25 protein-coding genes, 1 pseudogene and 1 riboswitch are annotated in these 26,516 nt (G+C 39.0%); of the genes and pseudogenes, 19 read left to right on the top strand and 7 right to left on the bottom strand.

The genetic code is table 11. From position 1 onward, the window contains the following. The first annotated feature begins 2 nt into the window (after positions 1 to 2). From OU989_RS02015 to OU989_RS02100, 18 genes and pseudogenes are all read left to right on the top strand, one after another. On the top strand, positions 3 to 1,118 hold the full coding sequence (locus tag OU989_RS02015; protein WP_274795452.1) for a M20 peptidase aminoacylase family protein: 1,116 nt from the start codon (positions 3 to 5) through the stop codon (positions 1,116 to 1,118). A 23-nt stretch (positions 1,119 to 1,141) separates the two neighbouring features. Further along, positions 1,142 to 1,954, top strand: coding sequence for a GNAT family N-acetyltransferase (locus tag OU989_RS02020; protein ID WP_274795453.1), 813 nt, complete (start codon positions 1,142 to 1,144; stop codon positions 1,952 to 1,954). A 1-nt stretch (position 1,955) separates the two neighbouring features. Beyond that, entirely contained in the window at positions 1,956 to 3,062 is a 1,107-nt protein-coding gene (gene menC / locus OU989_RS02025) for an o-succinylbenzoate synthase (protein ID WP_274795454.1), read from the top strand. Between the two features lie 38 nt (positions 3,063 to 3,100). Further along, positions 3,101 to 4,152: pseudogene (locus tag OU989_RS02030) on the top strand (YkvI family membrane protein). A 306-nt stretch (positions 4,153 to 4,458) separates the two neighbouring features. Further along, complete coding sequence (locus OU989_RS02035; protein ID WP_274795455.1) at positions 4,459 to 5,076, top strand: TetR/AcrR family transcriptional regulator; 618 nt, start codon at positions 4,459 to 4,461, stop codon at positions 5,074 to 5,076. 110 nt (positions 5,077 to 5,186) lie between these two features. Beyond that, positions 5,187 to 6,329: an acyl-CoA dehydrogenase gene (locus OU989_RS02040; RefSeq protein ID WP_274795456.1), complete on the top strand. Its 1,143-nt coding sequence runs from the start codon at positions 5,187 to 5,189 to the stop codon at positions 6,327 to 6,329. A 220-nt stretch (positions 6,330 to 6,549) separates the two neighbouring features. After that, on the top strand, positions 6,550 to 8,184 hold the full coding sequence (locus OU989_RS02045) for an AMP-binding protein (protein ID WP_274795457.1): 1,635 nt from the start codon (positions 6,550 to 6,552) through the stop codon (positions 8,182 to 8,184). A 15-nt stretch (positions 8,185 to 8,199) separates the two neighbouring features. Next, positions 8,200 to 9,558 carry an acetyl-CoA carboxylase biotin carboxylase subunit gene (locus OU989_RS02050; RefSeq protein WP_274795458.1) on the top strand — a complete coding sequence of 453 codons (1,359 nt, stop codon included), beginning with the start codon at positions 8,200 to 8,202 and terminating at the stop codon, positions 9,556 to 9,558. A 67-nt stretch (positions 9,559 to 9,625) separates the two neighbouring features. Next, complete coding sequence (locus OU989_RS02055; protein WP_004225532.1) at positions 9,626 to 9,838, top strand: acetyl-CoA carboxylase biotin carboxyl carrier protein subunit; 213 nt, start codon at positions 9,626 to 9,628, stop codon at positions 9,836 to 9,838. Positions 9,839 to 9,852: 14 nt separating this feature from the next. After that, the gene (locus OU989_RS02060; protein WP_274795459.1) at positions 9,853 to 10,770 is read left to right on the top strand and encodes a hydroxymethylglutaryl-CoA lyase; all 918 of its coding nucleotides are present in this window, start codon (positions 9,853 to 9,855) and stop codon (positions 10,768 to 10,770) included. Continuing rightward, on the top strand, positions 10,767 to 11,549 hold the full coding sequence (locus OU989_RS02065) for an enoyl-CoA hydratase (RefSeq protein ID WP_274795460.1): 783 nt from the start codon (positions 10,767 to 10,769) through the stop codon (positions 11,547 to 11,549). The genes OU989_RS02060 and OU989_RS02065 overlap by 4 nt, the downstream gene beginning before the upstream one ends. Before the next feature lie 49 nt (positions 11,550 to 11,598). Further along, on the top strand, positions 11,599 to 13,137 hold the full coding sequence (locus OU989_RS02070; protein ID WP_274795461.1) for an acyl-CoA carboxylase subunit beta: 1,539 nt from the start codon (positions 11,599 to 11,601) through the stop codon (positions 13,135 to 13,137). A gap of 123 nt (positions 13,138 to 13,260) precedes the next feature. Then, complete coding sequence (locus tag OU989_RS02075; protein ID WP_274797259.1) at positions 13,261 to 13,836, top strand: VanZ family protein; 576 nt, start codon at positions 13,261 to 13,263, stop codon at positions 13,834 to 13,836. A 278-nt stretch (positions 13,837 to 14,114) separates the two neighbouring features. Then, entirely contained in the window at positions 14,115 to 14,840 is a 726-nt protein-coding gene (locus OU989_RS02080; RefSeq protein ID WP_274795462.1) for a hypothetical protein, read from the top strand. Positions 14,841 to 14,864: 24 nt separating this feature from the next. Next, positions 14,865 to 15,359: a Cys-tRNA(Pro) deacylase gene (gene ybaK, locus OU989_RS02085; RefSeq protein ID WP_274795463.1), complete on the top strand. Its 495-nt coding sequence runs from the start codon at positions 14,865 to 14,867 to the stop codon at positions 15,357 to 15,359. Between the two features lie 117 nt (positions 15,360 to 15,476). Beyond that, positions 15,477 to 16,112, top strand: a complete 636-nt coding sequence (locus OU989_RS02090) for a YczE/YyaS/YitT family protein (protein WP_274795464.1) — start codon at positions 15,477 to 15,479, stop codon at positions 16,110 to 16,112. Between the two features lie 101 nt (positions 16,113 to 16,213). Beyond that, positions 16,214 to 17,290 carry a nucleotide kinase gene (locus OU989_RS02095; protein ID WP_274795465.1) on the top strand — a complete coding sequence of 359 codons (1,077 nt, stop codon included), beginning with the start codon at positions 16,214 to 16,216 and terminating at the stop codon, positions 17,288 to 17,290. A gap of 58 nt (positions 17,291 to 17,348) precedes the next feature. Next, positions 17,349 to 18,548, top strand: coding sequence for a glycine C-acetyltransferase (locus OU989_RS02100; RefSeq protein ID WP_274795466.1), 1,200 nt, complete (start codon positions 17,349 to 17,351; stop codon positions 18,546 to 18,548). Positions 18,549 to 18,625: 77 nt separating this feature from the next. Here OU989_RS02100 and OU989_RS02105 read toward each other — a convergent pair whose 3' ends face one another. The 6 genes from OU989_RS02105 to OU989_RS02130 all read right to left on the bottom strand — a co-directional run bounded on the left by OU989_RS02105 (position 18,626) and on the right by OU989_RS02130 (position 24,396). Beyond that, positions 18,626 to 19,822: a CaiB/BaiF CoA transferase family protein gene (locus OU989_RS02105; protein WP_274795467.1), complete on the bottom strand. Its 1,197-nt coding sequence runs from the start codon at positions 19,820 to 19,822 to the stop codon at positions 18,626 to 18,628. After that, positions 19,819 to 20,979, bottom strand: coding sequence for an alpha-hydroxy acid oxidase (locus tag OU989_RS02110; protein WP_274795468.1), 1,161 nt, complete (start codon positions 20,977 to 20,979; stop codon positions 19,819 to 19,821). Before OU989_RS02110 ends, OU989_RS02105 begins: the two co-directional genes overlap by 4 nt. Positions 20,980 to 20,993: 14 nt before the next feature. Further along, positions 20,994 to 21,773, bottom strand: coding sequence for an enoyl-CoA hydratase/isomerase family protein (locus OU989_RS02115; RefSeq protein WP_274795469.1), 780 nt, complete (start codon positions 21,771 to 21,773; stop codon positions 20,994 to 20,996). Positions 21,774 to 21,783: 10 nt separating this feature from the next. Further along, entirely contained in the window at positions 21,784 to 22,455 is a 672-nt protein-coding gene (locus OU989_RS02120; protein ID WP_274795470.1) for a methionine ABC transporter permease, read from the bottom strand. Next, complete coding sequence (locus OU989_RS02125) at positions 22,448 to 23,473, bottom strand: methionine ABC transporter ATP-binding protein (RefSeq protein WP_274795471.1); 1,026 nt, start codon at positions 23,471 to 23,473, stop codon at positions 22,448 to 22,450. Before OU989_RS02125 ends, OU989_RS02120 begins: the two co-directional genes overlap by 8 nt. Before the next feature lie 92 nt (positions 23,474 to 23,565). Further along, a complete protein-coding gene (locus tag OU989_RS02130; protein ID WP_274795472.1) occupies positions 23,566 to 24,396 on the bottom strand; it encodes a MetQ/NlpA family ABC transporter substrate-binding protein in 831 nt (276 codons plus the stop codon). Positions 24,397 to 24,485: 89 nt separating this feature from the next. Then, positions 24,486 to 24,591, bottom strand: a riboswitch (SAM riboswitch). A gap of 122 nt (positions 24,592 to 24,713) precedes the next feature. Between OU989_RS02130 and OU989_RS02135 the strand changes: the two genes are divergently transcribed. After that, positions 24,714 to 25,217: a PPC domain-containing DNA-binding protein gene (locus tag OU989_RS02135; RefSeq protein ID WP_274795473.1), complete on the top strand. Its 504-nt coding sequence runs from the start codon at positions 24,714 to 24,716 to the stop codon at positions 25,215 to 25,217. Positions 25,218 to 25,257: 40 nt separating this feature from the next. On the opposite strand, the gene OU989_RS02140 is transcribed toward OU989_RS02135, so the two are convergent. Further along, entirely contained in the window at positions 25,258 to 26,427 is a 1,170-nt protein-coding gene (locus OU989_RS02140) for a pyridoxal phosphate-dependent aminotransferase (protein WP_274795474.1), read from the bottom strand. Positions 26,428 to 26,516 lie beyond the last annotated feature (89 nt).

Here is a 26,516-nt window from a genome sequence, read left to right on the forward strand (position 1 = left end):
CTATGAATCAAGTATTACAAAAGTTACAGCCACGTCTGGCAGATATTTTTAAACATTTACATGAACATCCGGAAGTGAGTTGGCAAGAACACAATACAACGCACTATATAGCAAATTTATTGAGAGAGGCCCAGATGGAGCCGCAGCTTTTTGAAGATATGACAGGACTTTATGTTGATATTGGTAAAGGAACACCTAGAGTAGGGTTTCGCACTGATATAGATGCACTTTGGCAGGAGGTGAATGGTGTCTTTCAAGCTAACCATTCTTGTGGACACGATGGTCATATGACGATGGCTATTGGAACTGCATTGCTGTTAAAGGACATGGAGCATTTATTGTCAGGTGCTGTACGCATTCTATTTCAACCTGCTGAGGAAAAGGCACAAGGAGCCCGCGCATTTGTCGAAAAAGGTATTATAGATGATTTAGATTATTTATTTGGTGTTCATGTTCGACCATTAAAGGAATTACAGGATGGGTCATATGCGCCAGCATTATACCACGGAGCAGCAAAGCTTTTTACAGGGACCATTATTGGGGAAGAGGCACATGGCGCACGACCAGAACTTGGCATTAATGCAATTGAGGTTGGAGCAGCGATTGTCGAAGGTCTTCAAAAAATTTGGACGGATCCAACTATCTCTGCCTCTGTCAAAATGACACAGTTTAATGCAGGAGGCACCTCCACAAATATTATTCCTGGTAAAGCTAGCTTTAGCATTGATGCACGAGCCCAAACAAATGATGTGATGCAGGTAATCACAGAGGGGGTGGAGCGTGTAAAAGCGTCTGTTGAAGCGATGTATGGTGCCAAGATTTTTTTACAGGTCGATGCTCATATAGTGGCAGCATTGGTGGATGATGAAGCCTTACAACATATGAAGGAAGCTATTATTGATGTAGTTGGGGAAAAGGCTTGTGCTCCACCAGTTGTTACACCAGGAGGGGAGGATTTTCATTTTTATACCTATGAACGTCCGAAGCTTAAAGCTACAATGCTTGGATTAGGCTGTGGGGTTACTCCGGGCTTACACCATCCGCAAATGACCTTTAATCAAGATCGGCTTTTAATAGGTGTAAATATTATTACAAGGGCTATTTTAAGAGCATTATAAAGATATAGAAAGAAGAGATAGCTATGATAGAGATAAGAGAAATCAAAACAATAGAACAACTTGAGCAAGTTCAGCAATTAGAGTTTGATGTGTGGGGCATGCCTGCAATTCCTCTCCATCAAACGCTTACCGCAGTGAAAAATGGGGGCATCGTTGTAGGTGCCTATCAAGAAGATAAATTAGTCGGTTTTAGTTATGGTTTTGCGGGTTTTCGAGAAGGCAAAAGCTATCTATGCTCTCATATGTTAGGGATTGATGAAAAATACCGATCCCTAGGTATAGGAGAAAAGTTAAAGTATGAACAGCGAGCTATTGCTATTGATCGTGGCTATGATTTAATGGTATGGACATTTGACCCTCTCGAAACCCGAAATGCTTATCTTAATCTATCTAAATTAAAGGGTATTTGTTATACCTATATAGAAAATTGCTACGGTGAAATGAAGGATGGCTTCAATAAAGGGCTGCCCTCTGATCGATTTGAGGTGAGCTGGCATTTAACTTCAGATTATGTGGTGAATGACATTGCAATAGAAGTAGCAAATGCAATACCAGTGGCAAGCTGTGAACTTACAAAGCAGGGTTTATTATGTTTGGAAATGACTGAAAATTTGGAATTTAAGGAAGAGATGTATACGCTACCTGTTCCTCAGGACTTTCAAGCCTTAAAAGCACAAAATCCTAGCTTAGCATTGGATTGGCGTTTCAAAACAAGAAATATACTAAAGCAGCTATTTTTAGCAGGGTATGCCGCTATTTCACTGCAGCAACAAGAATACTTTAACGAATATGTTTTCGTGAAAAAAGCAGCTTTAAATTTGGAAGGGGCAAATTAAAATGAAAATTACAGAAATCACAATACGACAACTGAAGATGAAATTAAAAGCACCGTTTACAACAAGCTTTGGCACGTTTGATGAGAGGGACTTTTTAGTCCTTGAGGCTAAAGATGAATCAGGCTTAATTGGTTGGGGAGAATCAGTTGCCTTTCATTCACCTTGGTACAATGAAGAAACACTCCAAACAAACTGGCATATGCTTGAAGACTTCCTCATTCCTCTTATTTTAAATAAAGAGATTCATCACCCTGATGAAGTCAGTCAATTATTTGAGCCCATTCGTAAAAACAATATGGCGAAATCGACGATTGAAGGAGCAATTTGGGATATATATGCGCAGCAAACTGGCCGATCCCTAGCAACAGCACTTGGTGGTAAAAAGGAAAAAATTGAAGTAGGTATTAGTATTGGAATACAAAATTCAATCGAGGAGTTAGTTGCGTTAGTTGACGGCTATGTTAAGGAAGGCTATAAACGCATGAAAATCAAAATAAAACCAGGCTGGGATGTAGAGGTTATGCGTACATTAAGGGAAACGTTTCCTAATGTAGCCTTTATGGCAGATGCCAATTCAGCCTATCGTCTAGAAGATGCTGAAACATTGAAACAACTTGATGCATTTAACTTAACAATGATTGAGCAACCACTTGCTTCAGATGATATTATCGATCATGCTTCATTGCAAAAATTAATCGAAACACCAATTTGTTTGGACGAAAGTATCCATTCATTAGAAGATGCACGAAAGGCTGTAGAATTAGGTAGCACCAAAATTATAAATATAAAAATTGGTCGTGTTGGTGGCCTAACGGAAGCAAAAAAAATACATGATTATTGTGAGGCCCATAACATTCCTGTATGGTGCGGCGGCATGTTGGAATCTGGTATTGGTCGTGCGCACAATGTGGCCTTAACAACGTTGTCGAATTTTATATTACCAGGAGATACTGCCGGCTCTAATCGATATTGGGAAAAGGATATTATCGAACCAGAAGTAGTTGTAAAAGATGGTTACATTGAAGTACCACAGCAAATAGGAATTGGTTATGAAATAAATAGGGAGACGGTTAGTTCCTTCACAGTCGCACAGAAAACATATCAATAATTAGACTTAAGTTCATATAATAGAATAGTAGGTGTGCTATGAAAAAAAGTTGGCAGATAGGTGGAGCATTTGTAGGCTTAATTGTTGGTGCAGGGTTTGCATCGGGTCAGGAAATTATGCAGTATTTTACAAGCTTTGGCTTGTACAGTATTATAGGTGCCATTGTTGCTACACTTGCCTTCGCATTTTTAGGGATGAGTTTAGCACAATTAGGGACAGATCTACAAACAACATCACATAAAGAGGTTATCTATCATATTGGAGGGCGATATGTAGGCATTATTTTAGATATCGTTATCACGTTTTTCTTATTTGGTGTTGCTGTAGTTATGTTTGCTGGGTCAGGATCGACATTTCATCAAATGTTTGGCATCAATCCAGTGGTTGGTAGTATTTTTATGGTCGTTGTAACCATACTAACCTTACTATTAAATGTTAACAATATTATTAATTTAATAGCATTAGTGACCCCTTATTTAATGGGTATCATTTTTATTATTTTGATATATTCCATTTTTACAATGGATATATCCATCGCAGAGCAAAATGCTTTAGCGAAAGCACAACCGTCTGCAGCGTCTAATTGGCTAATGGGAGCGTTGCTTTATGTTTCCTATAATATCGCTGCTGGTGCAGCAATGTTAATTGTGATGGGTGGAACAGTAAAGACCGCAAAGTTGCTGGCAGAGGAGGACTACTTGGCGGTTTAATGCTTGGTGTGTTAATTGTACTAATCAATATAGCCATGTTTGCTAAAATAAATGTTGTTGATGGAGCAGCAATGCCAACATTAGAATTAGCAAAACAAATACACCCTATAGTAGGTGTCTTAATGTCCATTGCTTTACTAGGCATGATGTACAATACTGCGGTAGGAATGTTCTATTCATTTACAGTTCGATTTATTGCGCCAGACCATCAATATTTTAAGGTTAGTATTGTAGTTATTGGATTGATAGGTTTTGCTGCAAGCCTAGTAGGATTTACTACATTAGTTGGTAAAGTCTATTCAACAATGGGCTACTTAGGTTTCGCCTTAATTGTTGCTGTTATTATTTCATGGCTCCGTAAACTACCGAAAGTTGTATAAAAAGGAATTTTCCCTTGTGTTAATGCGAGGGAAATTTTTTTGTATTTTGTAATGAAAGAAAGATGTACATCATACAATTGATTTGTGTTTGTGAAATCCTTTAATTCTGTTTTAGGTAAAAATTATGCTCGAAATTATAGAAAAAAGCTATTTGTTGCTAGACACCAATTTTTGAGAATGCTATATTTATATTGTCATAGTATTTTTATAATTAGGAAAAAACAGAATGCTTTATGGATTTAAATACTTTTTCCTGATTATAAGGAGTGATGGAGTATAGAGCTAGATGAAGGATGATAGGTGCCTATGGTAAAAAAAACGTTAAAACAAAGAATTGTAGACGCTTCAGTTGAATTGTTTCAGCAAGATGGTTATCACAATGTAACTGTCGATCGCATTGTAGAATACATTGGGGCATCAAAGGGTGGGTTTTATCATAATTTTAAATCAAAAGATGAACTGTTATATGAAATTCATGATGTCTTTATTTCGTATGTTATTCAACAATCACAGGATGCATATGACAAATATGATACACCCATCAAACGTCTATGTGCCATGCTACAAACGCTGACACAAGTATTCGATATGTATCAAGCACATATTACAATTTTTTATGAGGAGAGTCGCTCACTTTCAGATGAATATAGTGACACGATTCATAAAAAGCGAGACCACTATCGTGATATTTTACAAAGAGTGATAGCCGAGGGTCAAGAAACAAAAGATTTTCGTACAGAATTACCTTGTACAATTGTCACAATGGCAATTGTTGGGATGATTAACTGGACATATAAATGGTTTAAGCAATCAGGGCCATTAACAATGGAGCAAATTACTGAAGTTTTTACTGATATGGTATTACGTGCGATTGTAACGGAACAAGCAATGGAAGAAGCGAAGCAATTTATGATAAAGGGGTAGCCAGTAGGAAACGCTGGTTTTATTATTTGTTTTTACAGACCGACTAGTCGGTATTTGCTTGTCATTAAGCTACATCTACTATGACAAATTGAACATTAGGGGGATTAGGGATGAATTTTGAATTAACAAAAGAGCAAGCAATGATTCGAGACATGGTGCGTGATTTTGCTGAGAAAGAGATTAAACCGTATGCTCGTGAGGTTGATGAGACATCAACAATGAGAATAGAGAGCTTTAAGAAGATGGCGGAACTAGGTTTATTGGGTATCCCATTTCCTGAAGAATATGGTGGTTCAGGTGGGGATACGGTGTCCTATGCTTTAGCTGTAGAGGAGATTGGTCGTGCATGTGGGGGAACAGGTTTAAGCTACGCTGCTGCTGTTAGCCTAGGCGCTTCGCCAATTTACAACTTCGGTACAGAGGAGCAAAAGCAAGAATGGTTAGTGCCTTTAGCAAAGGGTGAGACATTAGGAGCATTCGGTTTAACAGAACCCAATGCAGGTTCAGATGCTGGTGGCACGCGCACCACAGCTGTTATTGATGGTGATGACTACATTATTAACGGAGAAAAATGTTGGATTACCAATGCAGGATACGCTCGACAAATTATTGTAACTGCGGTAACTGGTAAACGTGAAGATGGAAAAAAAATTATTTCTTCTATTATTGTGCCAACAAATACACCTGGTGTAACGATTAACTGTAATTATGACAAAATGGGTGTTCGTGGCTCCAATACTTGTGAGATTGTGTTGCAAAACGTTCGTGTGCCAAGAGCAAATCTTTTAGGGGACGAAAAGCGAGGCTTTAGCCAGTTTTTAAATACACTTGATGGTGGACGTATTTCGATTGCTGCTCTTTCTGTTGGGATTGCACAGGCTGCTTATGAGAAGGCACTAAAGTTCGCAAAGGAACGTGAACAATTTGGTGCGCCTATTTCGAAGCTACAAGCGATCCAATTTAAATTAGCTGATATGGCGATGGAAATAGAGCTTGCTCGTACATTAGTACATAAGGCGGCATGGCTGAAAGATCAAAAGAAACCATTCGGCAAAGAGGCTGCAATGGCTAAACTATTTGCTTCTGAAATGGGCTTCCGTACATGTAATCAGGCAATTCAAATTCATGGTGGTTCAGGGTATATGAAAGAATACGATGTAGAGCGTCATTTACGTGACATCAAGTTAATGGAAATAGGTGAAGGTACATCTGAAATTCAACGACTCGTCATTTCTCGTCTAATTGGCTGTTAATTCTATTTAATTATGCTTCGGCATAATTTGTCCCGAATCGGCTTTGTGCTTGCACAAAGCACTCCTTTCCGATTCCACGGCATTCGCCGAAGGCTTTCACTTCTTTTAGTGGATGTTTGGACATCCACTGAAAGTAGCTTGAATCCGCATTTATCTCATCACCAATAGAGGTGGGAGATCTCTGCTGAAAGAAGTAAGCATAAATATAAGGGGGATCTTAATGGCAGAACTGGTGTATCAAACAATTGGTCAATTGCTAGATGAACAATCGAAAAAGTATCCACAGAATGAAGCTTTAGTTTACGCTGATAGAGATTTACGTATGACTTATGAGCAGCTAAATTATCAAGCACGACTTGTTGCGAGAGGTTTAATGGCTTTAGGAATTGAAAAGGGTGACCATATCGCGGTGTGGACAACGAATGTTCCGGAGTGGGTACAGCTTCAATTTGGTACAGGGAAGATGGGTGCGCCCATCGTTACGGTCAATACTAATTATCGTGCAAGCGAGTTGGAGTATTTACTTAAACAATCTGATGCCAAAACGATTTTTTTAATTGAAAATTATCGAGACCATTCTTTTATTAATACACTACAAGAGTTATGTCCAGAGCTTGAACATTGTGAACCAGGTAATTTGCAATCAAAGCGACTGCCTTTATTAAAAAATGTTATTTTAATCGGCGAAACTAAATATCCCGGTGTACTAAATTGGTCAGATGTATTGAAGGCTGCAGAGAAAGTGACTGAGGAACAGTTAGAACAAAGAGAGCAATCTCTATATTATGATGATGTCATTAATATTCAATATACGTCTGGTACAACAGGCTTTCCTAAAGGTGTGATGTTAACGCATTTTAACTTAGTTAACAATGCTGTCAATATTGCGGAGTGCATGCGTTTAACAGCGGAGGATCGTCTATGTATTCCAGTACCATTTTTCCACTGTTTCGGTTGTGTTATAGGAACTTTAGCTATTACAACAAGTGGGGGAACGATGGTACCTGTGCAGGAATTCTCACCTGAAGAGGTGCTAAGAACTGTTCAACAAGAAAAATGTACAGCATTACATGGTGTACCAACGATGTTCATTAGCGAGCTTAATCTACCAAACTTTGCGTCCTTCAATCTTTCGACCTTACGTACAGGAGTGATGGCAGGTTCAAATTGCCCGATAGAGGTCATGAAAGCAGTTATTGAGAAAATGGGTATGACAGATATTACAATCTGCTATGGTCAAACAGAATCATCGCCAGTTATTACACAGACGAGAACAGATGACCCGTTAGAGTTAAAAGTGGAAACAGTTGGCCGTGCATTACCCAACTTGGAAGTGAAAATTGTTGTTCCAGGTACAACGGATGAAGCGCCTAGGAATGAACAAGGCGAGTTATGTACAAGAGGCTACCATGTAATGAAGGGCTACTATAAAAACCAGGAAGAAACAGAGCTTGCTATTGATCAGGAAGGCTGGCTGCATACAGGTGACTTGGCAACAATGGATGAAGCTGGTTATGTGCGTGTGACAGGTCGTTTGAAAGATATGATAATTCGCGGAGGAGAAAATTTATATCCTCGTGAAATTGAGGAATTTCTTTATACACATCCAAAAATTTCAGATGTCCAGGTTGCTGGTGTACCCGATCCTATTTACGGAGAGGAAGCGGCAGCTTGGATTATTTTGAAAGAAGGGGAGCAAGTGACCGAAGAAGAGATTCGAGAATTTTGTCGAGATAAGATCTCTAGACATAAAATTCCAAAACATATTTTCTTTATCGATAACTATCCAATGACTGCATCTGGAAAAGTTCAAAAATATAAATTACGAGAAGATTTTATGATGACCGTACAGTAAGGGGGGCTAGTGGATATGTTCAACAAAATATTAATTGCCAATCGTGGGGAGATTGCTAGACGTGTGATTAGGACATGTAAGCGCCTAAATATTCATACGGTTGCTATATATTCCGAGGCAGATGCAGAAAGTTTGCATGTAAAGGATGCAAATGAGGCTTACTGTGTTGGAAAAGCACCTGTTGCACAGAGCTATTTAAATATTGACCGTATTCTTGAAATCGCAAAAGAAAGTGGCGTAGAGGCCGTTCATCCTGGATATGGTCTACTATCAGAAAATGCAGAGTTTGCGAAGCGATGCACAGAGGCAGGTTTAGTATTTATTGGACCAAGTGCTGATGTAATAGCTTCAATGGGCAGTAAATTAGAGGCTCGTAAAACGATGAAAGCTGCTGGTGTGCCTATTGTAGAGGGAGTTGAACATCCTGTCAAAGATGTAGCAGAAGCTACTAATATCGCCGAGCGTTTAGGTTATCCAATTATGTTAAAGGCCTCGGCTGGAGGTGGCGGTATCGGTATGCAGCTTGTTGACAATGCTGAGGAACTAGCCAAGGCTTTTGAGGGAAATCAAAAGCGTGCTCAGTCATTTTTCGGTGATGGCACAATGTATATGGAACGATTTATCGCCAATCCTCATCATGTAGAAGTGCAAATTATCGCAGATCATCAAGGTAATGTCGTTCCTTTATTTGAACGTGAATGCTCTATTCAACGTAGAAATCAAAAAGTTGTAGAAGAAGCGCCATCACCGTTTATTTCTCAAGAGACTAGAGAAAAAATGCTTGAAGCATCAGTTAAGGCTGCAAAGCATATTGGCTATGTCAATGCTGGAACAATAGAGTACTTGGTAGATGAAAATCAAAACTTTTACTTCTTAGAAATGAATACAAGATTACAAGTAGAGCATCCCGTAACAGAGGAAATTACCAAGCTTGATCTAGTAGAAGAGCAATTAAAAATTGCTGCTAAGCAAGCTCTAACATTTACGAGAGAAAGTATTACTAAAGAAGGGCATGCCATTGAGGTGCGTATATACGCTGAAAATCCTTCTACGTTTTTCCCTTCGCCAGGTACTATTACAGCGCTTGAATTACCAACAGGTGAAGGGATTAGACATGAATGTGGTGTCGAAGCAGGTTCAGCCGTAACACCATTTTATGATCCAATGATAAGTAAGCTAGTAGTGTGGGGAGAAACGAGAGAAATTGCCTGTGAAAGGTTAATCCAAGCATTAAAAGCATATAAAGTCGAGGGTATTCAAACGAATATTCCAATGCTATTGAAAACTGTGACACATAATCAATTTTTAAAAGGCGATACAACAACTAAATTTGTAGAGCAATATTATTTACCACAATTAGCAGAAACAAAATAGAATTTCAATGCATTCGTGCTTCTTAGAAAGGGCGAATGCATGACTAAATAACGAGGAGCGAATGACAATGGCAACAGTAAAAGCAAGCATGGCAGGTACAGTGTGGAAAATCGTTGTAACAGAAGGTGAGAAAGTGACAGCAGGTCAAGATGTAGCTATTTTAGAATCAATGAAAATGGAAATTCCAATTGCTGCAGAAGAGGATGGCGTGGTGACAAAAATTATCGCTAATGAAGGAGATTTCATTAACGTTGACGATGATATTTTAGAAATTGAATAAGAGGAGGCCTCTTTATGCAGCTACCTAAGCATGTCATGATCAAAGAAGTGGGTCCCCGTGATGGTTTGCAAAATGAAAAAACACATATTACCACGGTAGATAAAGTACAACTAGTCAATCTATTAAGTCAAACAGGATTAAGTTACATCGAAGTGACTTCATTTGTTCATCCGAAATGGATTCCTCAATTGGCGGATGCAGTCGAAGTTCTTCGAGCTATCAAAAGGAATAAGGATATTACCTATGCAGCACTTGTACCCAATATGCGTGGCTTAGAACGTGCATTACAGGCTGAAGTAGATGAAGTTAGTATTTTCATGTCTGCAAGTGAGAGCCATAATCAAAGCAATATTAATAAAACAATAGAAGAGACCTTTCCAATATTAGAGGAAGTCGTTATAGGGGCAAAAGCAGCAAAGAAAAAAGTTCGAGGTTATATCTCAACAGTTATTGGTTGTCCCTATGAGGGATATATCCATCCAGACAAGGTACTGCGTGTAACGGATAAATTACTGGAAATAGGCGTGGCTGAAATATCACTTGGTGACACAATTGGTGTTGGTGTACCAACACAGGTTGAGTATCTTTTAGAGGAATTACTAAAAAGATATGTACCTGAAAAGTTTGCCATGCATTTTCATGATACACGAGGCACGGCACTAGCTAATATTATGAAATCCTTAGAAATGGGGATTACAAAGTTTGATAGTGCACTTGGTGGATTAGGGGGCTGTCCATATGCTAAGGGAGCTTCAGGAAATGTAGCTACAGAAGATTTGTTGTATTTATTCGATGAGATGGGCATTGAAACAGGAATAGATCGCCAGAAAGTGCTAGAGGCAGCACTCTATATTGAAGAGAAATTAGGAAAAGCTGTTGCATCGAAGCAAATGGCCATTGTCCGTAATGAAAGGAGTGCAAATCAACTATGACGCAACTTGTTCGTTTTGAATTACTGGAGGGGAGTGTTGGGCTTATTACCCTTTCGAGGCCAGAAGCTGCAAATGCAATGTCTGTTCAGTTACTTCGTGAGTTGTCAGACACACTTGATCAAATGAATGGAGATCCTGCAGTGCGTGTAGTTTTACTGACAGGTGAAGGGGAAAAGGCATTTTGCGCAGGCGCTGATCTAAAAGAGCGCAAAGGGATGTCTGATCGCCAAGTAAAGCAAATCGTGCAACTAATTGGGTCGACGGTGGCAAAAGTTGAGACACTTGCACAGCCTGTCATAGCAGTGCTTAATGGCGTAGCTTTTGGAGGTGGTCTAGAGTTGGCATTAGCTTGTGATTTACGTATTGCCGCTACACATGTCCAGCTAGGTCTAACTGAAACCTCTCTCGGAATTATTCCAGGTGCTGGTGGAACACAACGGCTTCCACGTTTAATTGGCCTAGGTAAAGCGAAGGAATTGATTTATACAGCACGTAGGCTGAATGCTGAAGAAGCTAAAAATTACGGTATTGTTGAGCATGTTTATGAAGGACATGAGGTAATGGAAAAGGCACAACAGCTTGCGCTGGAAATGGCTAAAAATGCACCACTTTCTTTAGTGCAAGCTAAAGTCGCGATCAATCAGGGTGTTGAGGTAGATTTAGCTACCGGATTAAAAATTGAATCACTTGCATATATTGCATTGATACCAACAGAAGACCGATTAGAGGGCTTGCTGGCTTTCCAAGAAAAGCGAACACCACAATATTCAGGGAAATAAAGCACTAAAATATTTCGGTGTAATTGATTGGGCAAAGGGAGGAATAAACATGAGCAATATCTCGACTGAAAATACACCACCTACAATGAAAGACAAAATTTTAACAGGTGGTTTACCAAAATATCATGATAAAAATGCACAACAAGGCAAGCTATTTGTACGTGAACGTCTTGAACTATTACTAGACGATGGTCTTCAATCAGAAGATGGACTTTATGCAAACTGTTTGGCGGGAGATTTGCCGGCAGATGGTGTTGTTACTGGTATTGGTAAAATACATGGACGCACAGTTTGTGTGTTAGCCAATGATTCTACTATTAAAGCTGGCTCTTGGGGAAAACGCACAGTTGAAAAAATGATTCGTATTCAAGAAACTGCTGAAAAGCTAAATTGTCCATTATTATATTTAGTTGATTCAGCAGGTGCACGTATTACAGATCAGTTAGAAATGTTCCCAGGACGTAGAGGTGCGGGTCGCATTTTCTACAACCAAGTAAAGCTGTCAGGAAAAGTTCCGCAAATTTGCTTACTGTTTGGACCTTCTGCAGCAGGTGGTGCTTATATTCCTGCATTTTGTGATATCGTTGTCATGGTGGAAGGCAATGCTTCAATGTATTTAGGCTCTCCTCGAATGGCTGAAATGGTGATTGGTGAGAAAGTAGATTTAGAAACAATGGGTGGCGCAAAAATGCACTGTTCAGTCTCAGGCTGTGGAGATGTGCTTGTCAAAACAGAACAAGAGGCTATTGCTTATGCTCGTAAATACTTAGGCTATTTCCCTAATAACTACGCAGAACGAAGCAAAGTAGAGACACCTAAACCACCTGCTTCATTTGATAAATCTATTGAGGAATTAATCCCTGAAAATCAAAATGTTCCTTTCGATATGTATAAATTAATTGATCGAATTATCGATGAAGATTCGTTTTGTGAGGTAAAGAAATTATTTGCACCTGAACTAATTACAGGTCTTGCACGAATTAATGGGCAATCAGTAGGCATAATCGCTAACCAACCTCGCGTTAAGGGAGGCGTGCTATTCCATGACTCGGCTGATAAAGCAGCAAAATTCATCTCACTTTGTGACGCATTTAATATTCCCCTGTTATTCCTAGCAGACGTTCCTGGCTTCATGATAGGTACACAGGTAGAGAAAGCAGGAATTATCCGTCATGGTGCAAAAATGATTTTTGCTATGAGTGAAGCAACTGTTCCTAAGCTAACGGTCATTGTTCGTAAAGCATATGGGGCAGGTTTATACGCAATGGCAGGTCCAGCATTTGAACCAGATTGCTGTATTGCATTATCTAATGCGCAAATTGCCGTAATGGGGCCAGAAGCAGCGGTCAATGCTGTTTATGCTAATAAAATCGCAGAGCTTCCGAAAGAAGAGCAAGCAAGCTTTATTGCCGAAAAGCGTAAAGAGTACCAAGAGGAAATAGATGTGTATCGTTTAGCATCAGAGCTCATTATCGATGATGTAATTGAGCCGAATGATTTACGCAAAGTACTAGAAAATCGCTTAGAGCTTTATATGTCAAAATACTTATTATTCTCACAGCGTAAGCATGGGGTAAATCCAGTATAACCATATACTTAATTGAAGGGCTGTCTCCGCTATTAGGGGCAGCTTTTTCAATGTTAATTTTTTCAGCTACTTGCATGGTGTAGAGTAGCATATTAAAATATGAAAAGGAATAAAGGGAAGTGGGTGTTAAGCTTGTCTAAAAACAACATAACGGATGTTCAGGGTAATGCGAAGCTCCCATTACCATATCGAAATGTCATTGATACATATTATTTGCCATTAAAGGTCACGGGTTGGATTTTATTTAGTATTTATTCATTTATAGCTTTTTATAAGTTAGTCATTGATCGCTTAGTAAATGTCGTAGTTGTTTTATTTAAGGGTGATTATTCTATAGGTGATTTAGGCTTGTTTGATTATAGTAGCTGGCGATTAACTACGAATTTTGTTCCCTTTGAAACGATTCTCCGCTATATAAACTATTCTCAATATTTTAATTGGGATATCATAATCGTAAATCTTCTTGGTAACTTATTAATTTTTACTCCAATGGGCTTTTTATTGCCATTATTATCGAAGAAATTTCGTAAAGCATGGGTCATTATTTGTTTGGGCTTTTTCGCAAGTCTATCAGTAGAAACCATACAATTTATTTTTACGGTTGGCTCTGCTGATATTGATGATTTAATTTTGAATACAATTGGTGCATGGTTTGGTTATTTAGCTTATAAGGGCATATTGATTAGACCAAAAAAGTGAGAAAAACAGTCTTTTTTTAAGGGCTGTTTTTTATATTGTTGAAAACTTTACTGAAATAGAAATGAAAATTGTCAATGAATGAAGGTCTTTATACCTAATGAAAAAAATAATTAATATCTCTTTAGGTGGTTAGTAGTCATTTCTACTTGAATTTAATAATGAAAATTCCGATAATGAGTGTACAGAAACTGTTCAGATGGTATAGATATAGTGTTAGAAGATATGTTCATATCTAGTATCTTATTGGCATATGTAAATAGAAGGGCGAGGTGAAAACTATGAAAATATTGAATTCTATGGAGCAAGACAGAGTTTCATCGCAATATAATCGTAAAAAGATCTTGCAACGAAAAGAGGCTGGAGACGCCTATCGAAAAAATGCCATGTATTTTCAGCCAAAGAAAAATCCATTATTGCTGGAGCTTGAAAATTTACTTTTAGGGCGTACAGATCAAGACTTATATGAGCAACAACAAGAAAAGGCAAAAGAAGTAACGCCTCAACAGCAAGCAATAATGGAAGATCTACAACAAACCGAAGCTTATGTACGTGCACATGAGCATGCCTATAAAGCAGGGACTACTGATAACATTGATTCTTCTGCTGTATCCAATCTAGAGCAAAATGACACATTACAAATTTTAGAACAGGTACGACATGCAGCATTAGCACCAACAGAGCCTTCACCGCAAGATTTACGTGTGGTACAAAGTGTCAACGCACAAATACAGCAAATGTTAAATAATTCGCATTCTGCAGATGACATAATAGAAGAAGGTGAGCCATCTTTTGTACGTGACATGATTGAGGTAAAGGTTCCTGAACGTTTCTCCAAGGAATTGAATTTGGACCCATTTGCAGATACAATTTTCGGTAAGAACTATGAGATTGCATTTAAGTTGAGAACATTCAAACAGGCCTCAGAAAAATATGTAGCTCACGTTCAAATGACGAAAAATGGCTATCGTCCAGATAAGGATCATATGTTCTCTTTGATAGCCTGATGCTGTAGATAGGAGATTATTGACATGGCAAAGGCAAAGCATGCGAAAACAAACGCAATTCGATTATTAGAACAACAAAAAATCCATTTCGATGTGATTGAATATGAAATTGGAGACGGTCAGGTTGATGGTGTCTCTGTTGCTGAGAAAATTGGTCAGCCTGTTGCTCGTGTGTTTAAAACACTAGTAGCAAAGGCAAGCGCACAAAAGCTTTTTGTATTTGTCATTCCAGTGGCTGAAGAGCTGGATTTAAAAGCTGCTGCAAAGGTAGTTGGGGAAAAGAAAATCGAAATGCTCGCAGTAAAAGATTTACTTGGCTATACCGGCTATGTTCGTGGTGGATGTTCCCCAGTAGGAATGAAGAAATTATACCCAACAGTCATTGACGATTCCGCACAAGAGCAAGGTAGTATTATTGTGAGTGCAGGGAAAATAGGCATGCAAATCCATGTTCAGTTAGAGGATTTAATAACTGTTACAAAGGCGCAGCTTGCTCCAATTACAACTACCCATGCGTAAGAAAATGGGTAGTTATTTTTATGTATGATTAATACTGTAGCATAAGCAAGAACTCTCTATTTTCATAGAAAATATGATACAGTAGTGCAATATCATACATAGAGAGAAGGGGACGAAATGCGGAAAATAATGGGGTGGCGTTGGGCATTCTTTATTGGAGGCTTAATTGTAATGTCACTTGGCATCACAATGTCCATAAAAGGGAAAATTGTTGGTACAAGCCCTTGGGATGTCTTGCATGTTGGATTATTTCAAAACTTTGGGCTAAGTATTGGGACATGGTCAATTTTAACAGGACTTTTTATAGTTGCTTCAACATCTATTGTGTTGCGCGAATGGCCCAAAATAGGCACTTGGTTAAATATGCTGTTAATTGGCTCATTTATTGATGTATTTAACTGGCTATTGCCGTCAACAGATGTTTACAGTCTTCAGATTACATATTTTATCATTGGTTTATTTGTTTTAAGCTTCGGCTGTGGCATGTATATTGCGCCAAATATGGGGGCAGGTCCACGTGATACCTTAATGATGATCCTTGTTGAAAAGTTTGGTGGATCCATTAAAACAGCTAGAATGGGTATCGAGGTTTTGGTGACAATTGTAGGCTGGCTTCTAGGTGGGCCGGTAGGAGTGGGCACGGTATTAATTGCTTTAACTTCAGGCTATATTGTGCAGTATTCATTACCATATTGTCGTAAGCTTTTAATGAAATGTATTGGGAATATAGAGGGTATGAAGCCATTCTATTAAATTAAGAAGCTACTTTTATCTGTCAGGGAGAAGAGTAGCTTTTCATCTTTTTTAGCGTTCTTTCATATAATGCAGGGCAGAAGCTAAAGGAGGAACGACATTTGAATGGAAATGTAACATATTATTTTGGACACGCATTGACTGGGCAAGGTGTGAAACATTTATATAAAGAGATGATGGAAGAAGCGGAGCTTGTTTATTTTTTGCAAGGCGCGCCAACTTTTAAAGGGTCAGAACTGTTAAAAGAGCTAGGTTATTTTTATGTTAAACAAGGCTTTGCAGTCGAGTGGTTTAAGCACGCTTTATTAGAGGAGGTTGTTGAAGCCGTTTATGTAAAGGGCTGTAATAGACTTTTTGTATGGGCCTCTGAATGGAACATTGAGCCAACGCTGCTCGGTACAAAGCATCGTGTATTATCCTTTTATGATTGTTTAGAGGATGTGCAGCTTGAAAAGGTTGGTGAACAGCTAGCTACGGCAATGGAGGAGCGAGCAACATGGCGTGATAAATGTATTGCAAAGCTAAATCATGCAATCAAGCTTCATGATGATTGGGAGGTTGTCACGCAAAGCTGTATGAATTGGCAGGCATTGAATGAACAAGTGGAAAATTTAAAGACAGAGGTATTCCAATCCATTGTCTTAAATAAAACAGGCATGAGGACACATCGTTTACTTGGAACATTAACTCCTAGAGGTGCCGAAAATACAGTTGAAAGTATTACAAAGGGCATCACGACTAGATTGATGATTAAAGGCAAGCCTGGTACAGGTAAATCTTCATTAATGAAGAGCTTAGCTGATGAAGCGAATGCGAGGGGACTTGATGCACAAATCGTCTGGTGTGGTTTGGATGCAGGATCAGTAGATATGGTCATTATTCCAGAATTGAATTTTTGTATCTTTGATAGTACAGAGCCCCATGTCTTTAATCCAGAGGATGGTCGATTAGGGGATAAAATCTTTGATATTGGGCAACATTGTGCACTTTCTGATGAGGCTGAAACGGCCATTGATTTAGTACGTACCCAATATAAAGAAGCGATACAGGATGCGATGGGGCATTCAAAGCGGTATGCAGAAGCAGAATATACTGTTCGCCGGCTATTTGATAATTGTCTATCAGCATCATTATGGCGTGAGAGAACAGCGCCACTATTCGAAAGATTAACAAAGTAATTTAGCTAATGGCTTGCATGTGCTAAACTAGGAGCTAGAACAGTTTTCCTAGGAAAGGATGATACGCTTGTCAAAAGTATTGAATGCATTTTTAGATGAAAACCTACAAGCCTTACATGAACAAGGCTTATACAATGAAATTGATCCAGTAGAGGGCGCAAATGGCCCAATTATTCAGGTTCGTGGCAAAAATCTTGTTAACTTATCCTCTAACAACTATCTTGGATTAGCAACTAATGAAGAATTAAAGCGTATTGCCAAAGAGACAATTGAACAATACGGTGTTGGAGCAGGTGCTGTTCGTACAATCAACGGGACACTTGATCTACACGTTAAATTAGAAGAAAAGCTTGCTGAATTTAAAGGAACAGAAGCGGCTATTTCCTATCAATCAGGCTTTAATTGTAATATGGCAGCCATTTCAGCTGTCATGGATAAAAATGATGCAATTCTTTCTGATCAATTAAACCATGCATCTATTATCGATGGTTGTCGCTTATCAAAGGCAAAAATCATCGCGTTTAATCACTCTGATATGGATGATTTACGTGCTAAGGCAAAAGCGGCGAAAGAATCAGGATTATACAATAAGATTATGGTCATTACAGATGGTGTCTTCTCAATGGATGGTGATATTGCTAAATTACCTGAAATTGTGGAAATTGCTAAGGAATTTGATTTAATTACGTATGTCGATGATGCCCACGGTTCAGGTGTAACAGGAAAAGGGAAAGGAACTGTGAAGCATTTTGGATTAGAAAAAGAAATCGACTTCCAAATTGGTACACTGTCAAAAGCCATTGGTGTTGTGGGTGGCTATGTTGCGGGTAAGAAAAATTTAATTGATTGGTTAAAAGTACGCTCACGTCCATTTTTATTTTCTACAGCATTACCGCCAGGCGATGTAGCAGCGATTACAGCAGCTGTACAAATGCTAATTGATTCCACTGAGCTTCACGATAAGCTTTGGGATAATGGTAACTATTTAAAGGCCGGTTTAGAGAAGCTTGGCTTTAATATCGGTGAGTCTGAAACACCAATTACACCTTGTATCATTGGGGATGAAAAGCTGACACAGGAGTTTTCAAAACGTTTATTCGAAGAGGGCGTTTATGCAAAATCAATTGTCTTCCCAACTGTTCCTAAAGGTACAGGACGTGTTCGTAATATGCCAACAGCTGCACATACAAAAGAAATGCTTGATGATGCGATTGCAATATATGAAAAAGTTGGTCGTGAGTTAGGCGTTATTCAATAAGAAAAAGGCTTCCTCTGAGATGGGGAAGCCTTTTTTTATCAGTTTAACTGGACAGATGGTAAAAATGAGAAATCACTTTATTTCGAGCCAATAATTTTTGCTGCTCTTAACTGTTGCATGTCTTCATCGGTAATATTCAAAGCTCGTAATATTTCTTCATTATGTTGTCCTAAAGTAGGAGCTGCACTTGTTAGCTGACCAGGTGTTTGTGAGAACTTAGCTGGGAAGCCTAATGTACGCATTGGTCCTGCAGTTGGATGGTCATAGGACAAGACCATGCCTCGCTCTAAAATATGTGGATCATTCAATGTTTGATCATAGGAGTAGATAGGACTTGAAGGTACACCATGTTTATCTAAAAGTGCTAGCCAGTAAGTCGCTTTATGCTTCACTAATTCGCTCTCAATTTCTTTCTCTAGTACTTTCACATGTTGAGCACGAGAATAGTTAGTAGCAAAGAGAGGATTGTTTAACCAATCAGGTCGGTTGACAACCTTAGTCGCAAAAATCTCCCACAGCTTTTGATTACCTGCACCTACTAAAATATAGTCATCCTGTGTTTTGAAGCCTTGATAAGGAGCCGAAACACGATGAGCAGTGCCTGTCCGTTCGGGTAACACGCCTTGTCCAAAGTAAGCAGCCGCCTCCCAAACAGTCCATGCAAGTCCGGACTCTACTAAAGAGACATCTATATATTGCCCCTCACCACTGCGCAGCTTATAAATATAAGCCATCAAAATCGATTGTAATGCTGTTTGAGCAGCAGCAATATCATTGACGGCAAAGCCTACTTTTACAGGTCGGCCTTCCGCTTCGCCAGTCATATGCATTAAGCCACTTAATCCTTGGGCCATAATGTCATAGCCACCTTTTTGGCTATAAGGACCTGTTTGACCATAACCTGAAATGGAGCAATAAATAAGGCCAGGGTTGATGTTCTTTAAAGTGTCATAATCAATGCCAAGCTTTTTCGTGACACCAGGTCGATAGTTTTCTACAAGGACATCTACAGATTGAATAAGCTCTTTGAATAATGCTAGTCCCTCAGCCGTTTTTAAATTGATACAAACGCCTTTTTTATTGCGATTGACCATCATATACATATGGCTTTCTTCACTAATAAAAGGACCCATTGTACGTGTATCGTCGCCATTAGGATATTTTTCGATTTTGATTACTTCCGCGCCCATATCTGCTAGGACCATTGTGCAATAAGGACCAGCTAATACTTGGGATAAATCAACAACTCTTATTCCCTTTAATGCCTGTTTCATTTATCTTCAGTCCCATCAATTTTGACTAATGTGATGTTACGTAACCCCTTGACTGAGGTCACACCAGCTAACGCGATGGAAACCTTTAGCTCATCATAAAGATTGGTCATCACTTTCTCGACACCTTGTTGTCCATTAAGAGCTAGTCCATAAACAAATGGACGTCCAATCGCAACAGCATCTGCACCTAAAGCAAGTGCTTTTAGTGCGTCCATACCACGGTACACACCGCTATCTAAAATAATCGGAATTTGTCCATTTACTGTCTCCACAATAGCAGGAAGGGCATCCAGAGAACCGATCACACCATCTAGTTGACGACCACCATGGTTGGAAACAATGATGCCATCGATGCCATTGTCGATTGCTAACCTTGCATCTTCAGCATGTAAAATTCCTTTCAATAATATTGGAAGATTAGTGCGTCGCTTTAACTCTCGAACATGTTCCCAATTGAGTGTGGGGTGGAAGACATTTTGCAGAACCCCCTGTACATAGGACTCAAATGAATCATCAGGCAATGAGGCAGTAAAAACAGGATCATTCATATAATTTCCTTTTGCATAGCCTAGCTTTAGTGGTGAAAATTGGTTGCGCACATCTTCTTCTCGCCAGCCAAGCATTACCGTATCAATCGTTAAAACGATTGCTTCAAATCCAGCTGCCTCTGCTCGTGCAGCCATACTATACGCAATTGCCTCATTTGTAGACCAATACAATTGGAACCATTTTGTTGCTGTTGGAGCAGCTTCGGCAACTTCCTCAAGCGCATAAGTGGAAACTGTACTTTGAATATATGGAATATTTAAATGTTGGGCAGCACGGACAACGGCAAGCTCTCCCTCATCGTGAACCATACCATTCATGCCAACTGGAGCAAAAAGCAATGGAGTTGGATAGGTTTTACCAAACAAATGAATCGACGTATCAACATTAGAGACATCATTTAAAAAGCGGGGTACAATGGAGTATTTTTTAAACGCTGCACGATTGTTGTGTAAAGTTTGTTCACCCCCAGCACCTGAACGTATATAGCCGAAGGGTCCAGCTGCTATTTTTTCTGCAACAGCCTTTTCTAGGTCAGCAAAGCAAATGGGAAAGGGGGCTTGTGCAGTAATATTCTTTAACAGTAGATCGCCATCAGTCGTGTTTGTCATCGTAACTACCTCACTTATTTATTGAAAATAGGCTTTCTTTTGTGTAAAAAGGCTTGAATGCCTTCGTTATAATCGTCTGAACTAAATGAATTAAGAACGGTTTGGGCCAGTTCTTCGTTCTCTTCGTTTTCACCATCTACAATCGCCTGAATGATTTTTTTAATGCCTGCATTTGCAACGGATGATTTACTTAATAGATGCTCTGCAAAATGCAATGTGGCATTTTCAATATCCTCTGGCTCATGTAAGGCTGTGATTAAACCAATGCTTTTTCCTTCTTCCGCTGTAAATATGTTGGCTGTATATAAAATTTCCTTTGCCTTGGCGACACCCACAATATTGATTAAGCGTTTAGTGCTTTCAAGATTATAGACAATACCAATATTGGCTGCCGTAATACCAAGCTTACTATTCGGTGTGGCCAATCTAAAATCACATGCGTTTGCTAACTCTAAGCCACCGCCAATCGCTAAGCCCTGAATCATTGCAATGGTAGGGTGCGGAAATTTATAAAGGGCATCAATGGCTTTTAAAGCTATATCGTTATAGGCTTTGGCATTGTCAGCAGCATAACGAATATCTAAAAACTCACTAATATCTGCACCTGATGAAAAGGCAACTTCATTGATACCGCGAACAATTAATAGCTTAATAGAAGGATCTGTACGTAACTGCTCAAGCTGGTCTACTATGGCCTTAAACATCGCCCTCGATAAAGAATTACGTTTATCAGGGCGATTTAACACTAACGTTGCGATATAGCCGTTTTTTTCTACGTAAATTTCAGTTGTCATCGTCATTCTCCTAGTCTTTCTTTAATTTCGCAGCAAAGCGGTTGCCGATGGATTGTATGCTTTGAACAAGGATGATTAAGATAAAGACAGTGGCATACATAACATCAACCTCATAGCGTAAATGACCATAACGGTAGGCAAGGTCACCTAATCCCCCTGCCCCCACCATTCCAGCCATTGCCGTAGCGCCAATTAAGCCAATTGTGGCAATCGTTAAGCCTAAAATAATCGATGGGCGTGCTTCACGTAATAGGACATGCCAAATAATATGGCGACGTTTTATGCCCATTGCTGTATAAGCTTCTACCACACCTGAATCCACCTCTAAAAGAGCAGATTCCATTAAGCGTGCAATATAAGGAGCTGTATAAACAACTAGTGGGACTATAACACCTTTAACACCAATCGTTGTACCAACAATTAATTTGGTAAATGGTAAGATGAAGAATAATAAAATGATAAATGGAACAGAACGAATAATATTGATGATGAGATTAAAAAGCTGATAGATAATTTTATTTTCAAAGGATTGACCTGGTCGTGTTAAAACGATTAATAGCCCTAAGGGAATACCAATTAGAATGGAGAAGAGTAGCGAAATTCCGACCATTTGGAATGTTTCGATAATTGATTTTCCAATGACATCTGACCAATCTGAAAAGAAGCTTTGAATACTACTCATTGAATTCGCCTCCTAATTCTTCTACCGCAACACCATTTTCTGTAAAATAGGTTAGGGCCTTTTGGACGATATGGGTTTCTCCATGTAAATGCACCACGATATTCCCAACAATGCCGTTTTTTAATTCAATAATATTAGCTGTTAAAATATTCGGTTGCACATCGTACACCTTCGTGACTTCTGCTAGTAATGGCTTACCCGTACTATCACCAAGGAATGTTAAACGAATGACACTTCCAGAAACGTTTAACTGCTCAATGAGTGAAGGGGATAAATTACGCTGAGAAATTGTATTTAAAAACTTTCTAGTAGTAAGGTGCTTCGGTTTTGCAAAAAGCTCAATAGCAGTACCAAACTCCACGACCTTACCTGATTCGAGAACAGATACCTCATCACATATTTTCTGAATGACATTCATTTCATGTGTGATGAGTAGGATCGTAATGCCTAACTCGCGGTTAATTTTTAACAACAATTCAAGGATGGCCTCGGTCGTTTCAGGATCGAGTGCACTTGTTGCCTCGTCACTAAGTAAAATCTCTGGCTCTTGTGCTAAGGCACGTGCAATAGCAACTCGTTGCTTTTGCCCACCAGAAAGTTGATTAGGATAGCTATCCAGTTTCTCTGTTAATCCTACAATTTCGGCGTATTTTGCTACACGGTTTTTTACTTCCTTGTCGTTATAGCCTAGTAGTTTTAAAGGCACAGCAATATTGTTGTAAACTGTTGCAGTTTTTAATAGATTAAAATGTTGGAAAATCATTCCTATTTTTTGTCGTGTTTGACGTAATTCATTTAGCGAAAGGGCTGTAATGTCCACATTGTCTATCAGTACTTTTCCCGAAGTAGGACGTTCCAGTAAATTGACACATCGAATAAGTGTACTTTTACCAGCACCACTATAGCCGATAACCCCATGAATTTGTCCCTTTTTCACATGAAGATTGATTCCATCCACAGCTTTAATGATCCCTTTTTTCGTCTTAAATTCTTTCGATATATTTTGTAATTGAATCATACGATATTGCTCCTTTCTCGTCCTTCTAAAAGTGAGAATCTGCTCGTTTTCTCATGAGGAATACAGCAGATTCTTCTGCTAATAGAAGCATATTACCAGCTAGGAATCACAGAACCTTTGAATTCTTCTTCAATGAATTGACGTACTTCCTCAGATTGGTAAGCCTCAACAAACTTTTTAATGGTTGGGTCGTTTTCATTTTCAGCACGTACTACAATGTAATTCACGTATGGTGAGTCAGTAGATTCTAATAGAATAGAGTCTTCTTTAGGATTAATGCCGGCTTCTAGTGCGAAGTTTGTATTAATGGCTGCTACATCTACTTCACTAAGCTGTTTAGGAATTTGAGCCGCCTCTAGTTCAATGAACTGTAAATTCTTTTTATTTTCTTCAACGTCACGGATAGAGGCTGTTAAGTCTGCACCATCCTTTAGCTTAATATAGCCAGCTTCTTGTAAAACAAAGAGGGCACGGGCCCCATTTGTTGGGTCGTTCGGTAAGCCAAATGTGGCACCATCAGGAATATCATCAAATGATTTATATTTTTCAGAGTAAATACCCATTGGATTTAAAATAGTTTTGCCTACTGGTACTAAATCTGTATCGTGATCTTTATTAAATGTGTCCAAGAAAGGCTCATGTTGGTAGCTGTTTGCATCGAGATCGCCTTCAGCTAACGATGTATTTGGTAAAACATAATCAGAAAACGACTTTAGCTCAACTTCTAAGCCTTTTTCTTTTGCTACTTTAGCTGCTACTTCTGCAATTTGCTCGTGTGGGCCAGAAGTGACACCAACGACGATTTTATTTTCATCGATTGCCTCAGCTTGACCTTTACTATCTTCTTTAGAGCCACAACCGGCTAGAGCTGCTACTAATGTAAGACTTGCTAAACCTACTAAAAATTTATTTTTCTTTTTCATGAAAATGACCTCCAAAATGTTTTTATCGGTTTTTTGAAAATAAAAAAACTCTCTTACAAACTAAGAGAGGCTCATGAAAAAGATGTCCTCTCTTATCTATCAAACGAAATTCGTTTGCAGGATTTAGCACCTTCCTTTTAAAAAGGAGGTTGCCGAGCTTCATAGGGCCAGTCCCTCAGCTACTCTTGATAAGAGATTTATAATATTTTTTTGTAATTCCGATAGAACTAATATAATTTATGGGGTATAGTAAGTCAATAAATATTTTTAAAATTTTTTATATTATTATAATTTTTTGTTATGAAAGAGGGAGAACAATGTCTGTAAGAGTAAATTATGGAATTGGTTCATTTGGCAAGGTTATTAGTGCTCGTATTCTAATGGGAACAGACATCATGGAAGGAATTGAGGCGCTCTGTGAGGAGAATCATATAGAGTCTGCTACAATTGTAAGTTGTATTGGGAGCTTCCAAAAAAGTAGCTTTGTTTATTTAGTACCTGATGAAACATCGCACATTAAAGTCCGTTTTAGTGAAGTCATTGAAAAAGAGGGACCACTCGAATTTATTCAAGGATCTGGTGTTGTCTGTAAACGAGATGGAGGATATGAAACACATTTCCATGGTTCGATGAGTGATCAATGGGGTGTAGTATCAGGGGGACACTTTCTGAAAGGTAGAAATCCCGTTATTACAGCGGACATTGTACTGGCTGAGATTCAAGGCGTTCAGCATATTCGTAGATTGGATGAAGAAACAGGACATATACAATTTTATCCGCTAGAGCAAGGTTTAGAGCTACCAAGAAAAATCGAAAAATAGCATGCCCTGTAGAGAATGTATGCTACAGGACATAGTAGTATTAAGCGGTAAATAATTGTAATTGTTCAATTCTGTGAATGGCTTCACGTAAGCGTTCCTCGCTGACAAGTAAGCCAACACGTATATACCCTTCGCCATATTGACCGAAGCCATTGCCTGCGGCTACTGCAATATCAGCTTTTTCTAGCAATAAATCAGCAAATTGTTCACTAGTGTAGCCTACAGGTACAGGAAGCCAAGCAAAAAAGGAGCCCTTCGGAGCCGTAACTTGCCAGCCAATTCTTTGAGCTTCTTCAATTAATACATTTCGACGACGTTCATAAGTAGCCCTTAGTTCATCTGCACATTCTTGAGAGGCTGTTAGTGCCACTGCTGCTGCTTGCTGAATTGCAGGGAATTGACTACAAAACAAATGATCTTGAACGAGATTAATAGCCGCAATAATATCGGCGTTACCAACGGCGAAGCCTATACGCCAGCCAGCCATATTAAAGGTTTTCGATAGTGTATACATTTCAATACCAATGTCTTTTGCACCCTCTGCCTGTAGGAAGCTAATAGGTTTATTGCCATCAAATCCTATTGCCCCATAAGCAAAATCATGTGATACGATAATATTATGTTCCTTGGCAAAGCGAACAGTCTCTTCGAAAAATGCCAGTGTTGCTGTACCACCTGTAGGGTTATTCGGGTAATTTAAATAAAGTAGCTTGGCTTTTTCTTTCACTTCATTAGGTAATGCATGATAATCAGGTAAGAAATTATTTTCAGCAAAAAGTGGCATAACCTCAAAATTTACATCACCTAATACTACACCTGATAAGTAGTCTGGATAGCCTGGGTCCGGTAATAGCATGGTATCACCAGGGTTTAATACGGCTAGAGGTAGCTCAACAAGACCTATTTTTGTTCCGCCAAGAATTGCTACCTCCGTGTCGGGATTTATATCAACATTATATTCCCGTTTGTAAAAATTGGCAGCTGCCTGGCGTAATTCGGCGATACCACGAAACGGCGAATATTTGTGATTTTGAGGATTGTCTGCTGCTTCCTGTAAAGCTTGAATGATGTGAGGTGGCGTCGGTTGGTCGGGATTACCTTGCCCGAGATTGATGACATCACGTCCCTCCTCTAGGGCACTGTTTACTTTTTGGACGAGTGCCGCAAAAAATTGGGGAGGTAGTTGCTGTAGTTTTTTAGAGAATTCCATGCATGATCACCTTTTTCAGAATATAATAATTATTAATGAAGAATATGAAGCAAATAGTATTACTTTTTCTGTTAATTGTCTAGAGGAGG

It is taken from the genome of Lysinibacillus irui, from assembly GCF_028877475.1.
GTDB lineage: Bacteria > Bacillota > Bacilli > Bacillales_A > Planococcaceae > Lysinibacillus > Lysinibacillus irui.

Bases quoted from the DNA above. Each gene is read 5' to 3' on its own strand.
- OU989_RS02035 (WP_274795455.1), top strand. From the start codon at position 4,459: ATGGTAAAAAAAACGTTAAAACAAAGAATTGTAGACGCTTCAGTTGAA.
- OU989_RS02020 (WP_274795453.1), top strand. From the start codon at position 1,142: ATGATAGAGATAAGAGAAATCAAAACAATAGAACAACTTGAGCAAGTT.
- OU989_RS02080 (WP_274795462.1), top strand. From the start codon at position 14,115: ATGAAAATATTGAATTCTATGGAGCAAGACAGAGTTTCATCGCAATAT.
- OU989_RS02120 (WP_274795470.1), bottom strand. From the start codon at position 22,455: ATGAGTAGTATTCAAAGCTTCTTTTCAGATTGGTCAGATGTCATTGGA.
- OU989_RS02140 (WP_274795474.1), bottom strand. From the start codon at position 26,427: ATGGAATTCTCTAAAAAACTACAGCAACTACCTCCCCAATTTTTTGCG.
- OU989_RS02135 (WP_274795473.1), top strand. From the start codon at position 24,714: ATGTCTGTAAGAGTAAATTATGGAATTGGTTCATTTGGCAAGGTTATT.
- OU989_RS02100 (WP_274795466.1), top strand. From the start codon at position 17,349: ATGATACGCTTGTCAAAAGTATTGAATGCATTTTTAGATGAAAACCTA.
- OU989_RS02065 (WP_274795460.1), top strand. From the start codon at position 10,767: ATGACGCAACTTGTTCGTTTTGAATTACTGGAGGGGAGTGTTGGGCTT.
- menC (WP_274795454.1), top strand. From the start codon at position 1,956: ATGAAAATTACAGAAATCACAATACGACAACTGAAGATGAAATTAAAA.
- OU989_RS02060 (WP_274795459.1), top strand. From the start codon at position 9,853: ATGCAGCTACCTAAGCATGTCATGATCAAAGAAGTGGGTCCCCGTGAT.
- OU989_RS02050 (WP_274795458.1), top strand. From the start codon at position 8,200: ATGTTCAACAAAATATTAATTGCCAATCGTGGGGAGATTGCTAGACGT.
- OU989_RS02040 (WP_274795456.1), top strand. From the start codon at position 5,187: ATGAATTTTGAATTAACAAAAGAGCAAGCAATGATTCGAGACATGGTG.
- OU989_RS02105 (WP_274795467.1), bottom strand. From the start codon at position 19,822: ATGAAACAGGCATTAAAGGGAATAAGAGTTGTTGATTTATCCCAAGTA.
- OU989_RS02115 (WP_274795469.1), bottom strand. From the start codon at position 21,773: ATGACAACTGAAATTTACGTAGAAAAAAACGGCTATATCGCAACGTTA.
- ybaK (WP_274795463.1), top strand. From the start codon at position 14,865: ATGGCAAAGGCAAAGCATGCGAAAACAAACGCAATTCGATTATTAGAA.
- OU989_RS02070 (WP_274795461.1), top strand. From the start codon at position 11,599: ATGAGCAATATCTCGACTGAAAATACACCACCTACAATGAAAGACAAA.
- OU989_RS02090 (WP_274795464.1), top strand. From the start codon at position 15,477: ATGCGGAAAATAATGGGGTGGCGTTGGGCATTCTTTATTGGAGGCTTA.
- OU989_RS02130 (WP_274795472.1), bottom strand. From the start codon at position 24,396: ATGAAAAAGAAAAATAAATTTTTAGTAGGTTTAGCAAGTCTTACATTA.
- OU989_RS02045 (WP_274795457.1), top strand. From the start codon at position 6,550: ATGGCAGAACTGGTGTATCAAACAATTGGTCAATTGCTAGATGAACAA.
- OU989_RS02055 (WP_004225532.1), top strand. From the start codon at position 9,626: ATGGCAACAGTAAAAGCAAGCATGGCAGGTACAGTGTGGAAAATCGTT.
- OU989_RS02125 (WP_274795471.1), bottom strand. From the start codon at position 23,473: ATGATTCAATTACAAAATATATCGAAAGAATTTAAGACGAAAAAAGGG.
- OU989_RS02110 (WP_274795468.1), bottom strand. From the start codon at position 20,979: ATGACAAACACGACTGATGGCGATCTACTGTTAAAGAATATTACTGCA.
- OU989_RS02015 (WP_274795452.1), top strand. From the start codon at position 3: ATGAATCAAGTATTACAAAAGTTACAGCCACGTCTGGCAGATATTTTT.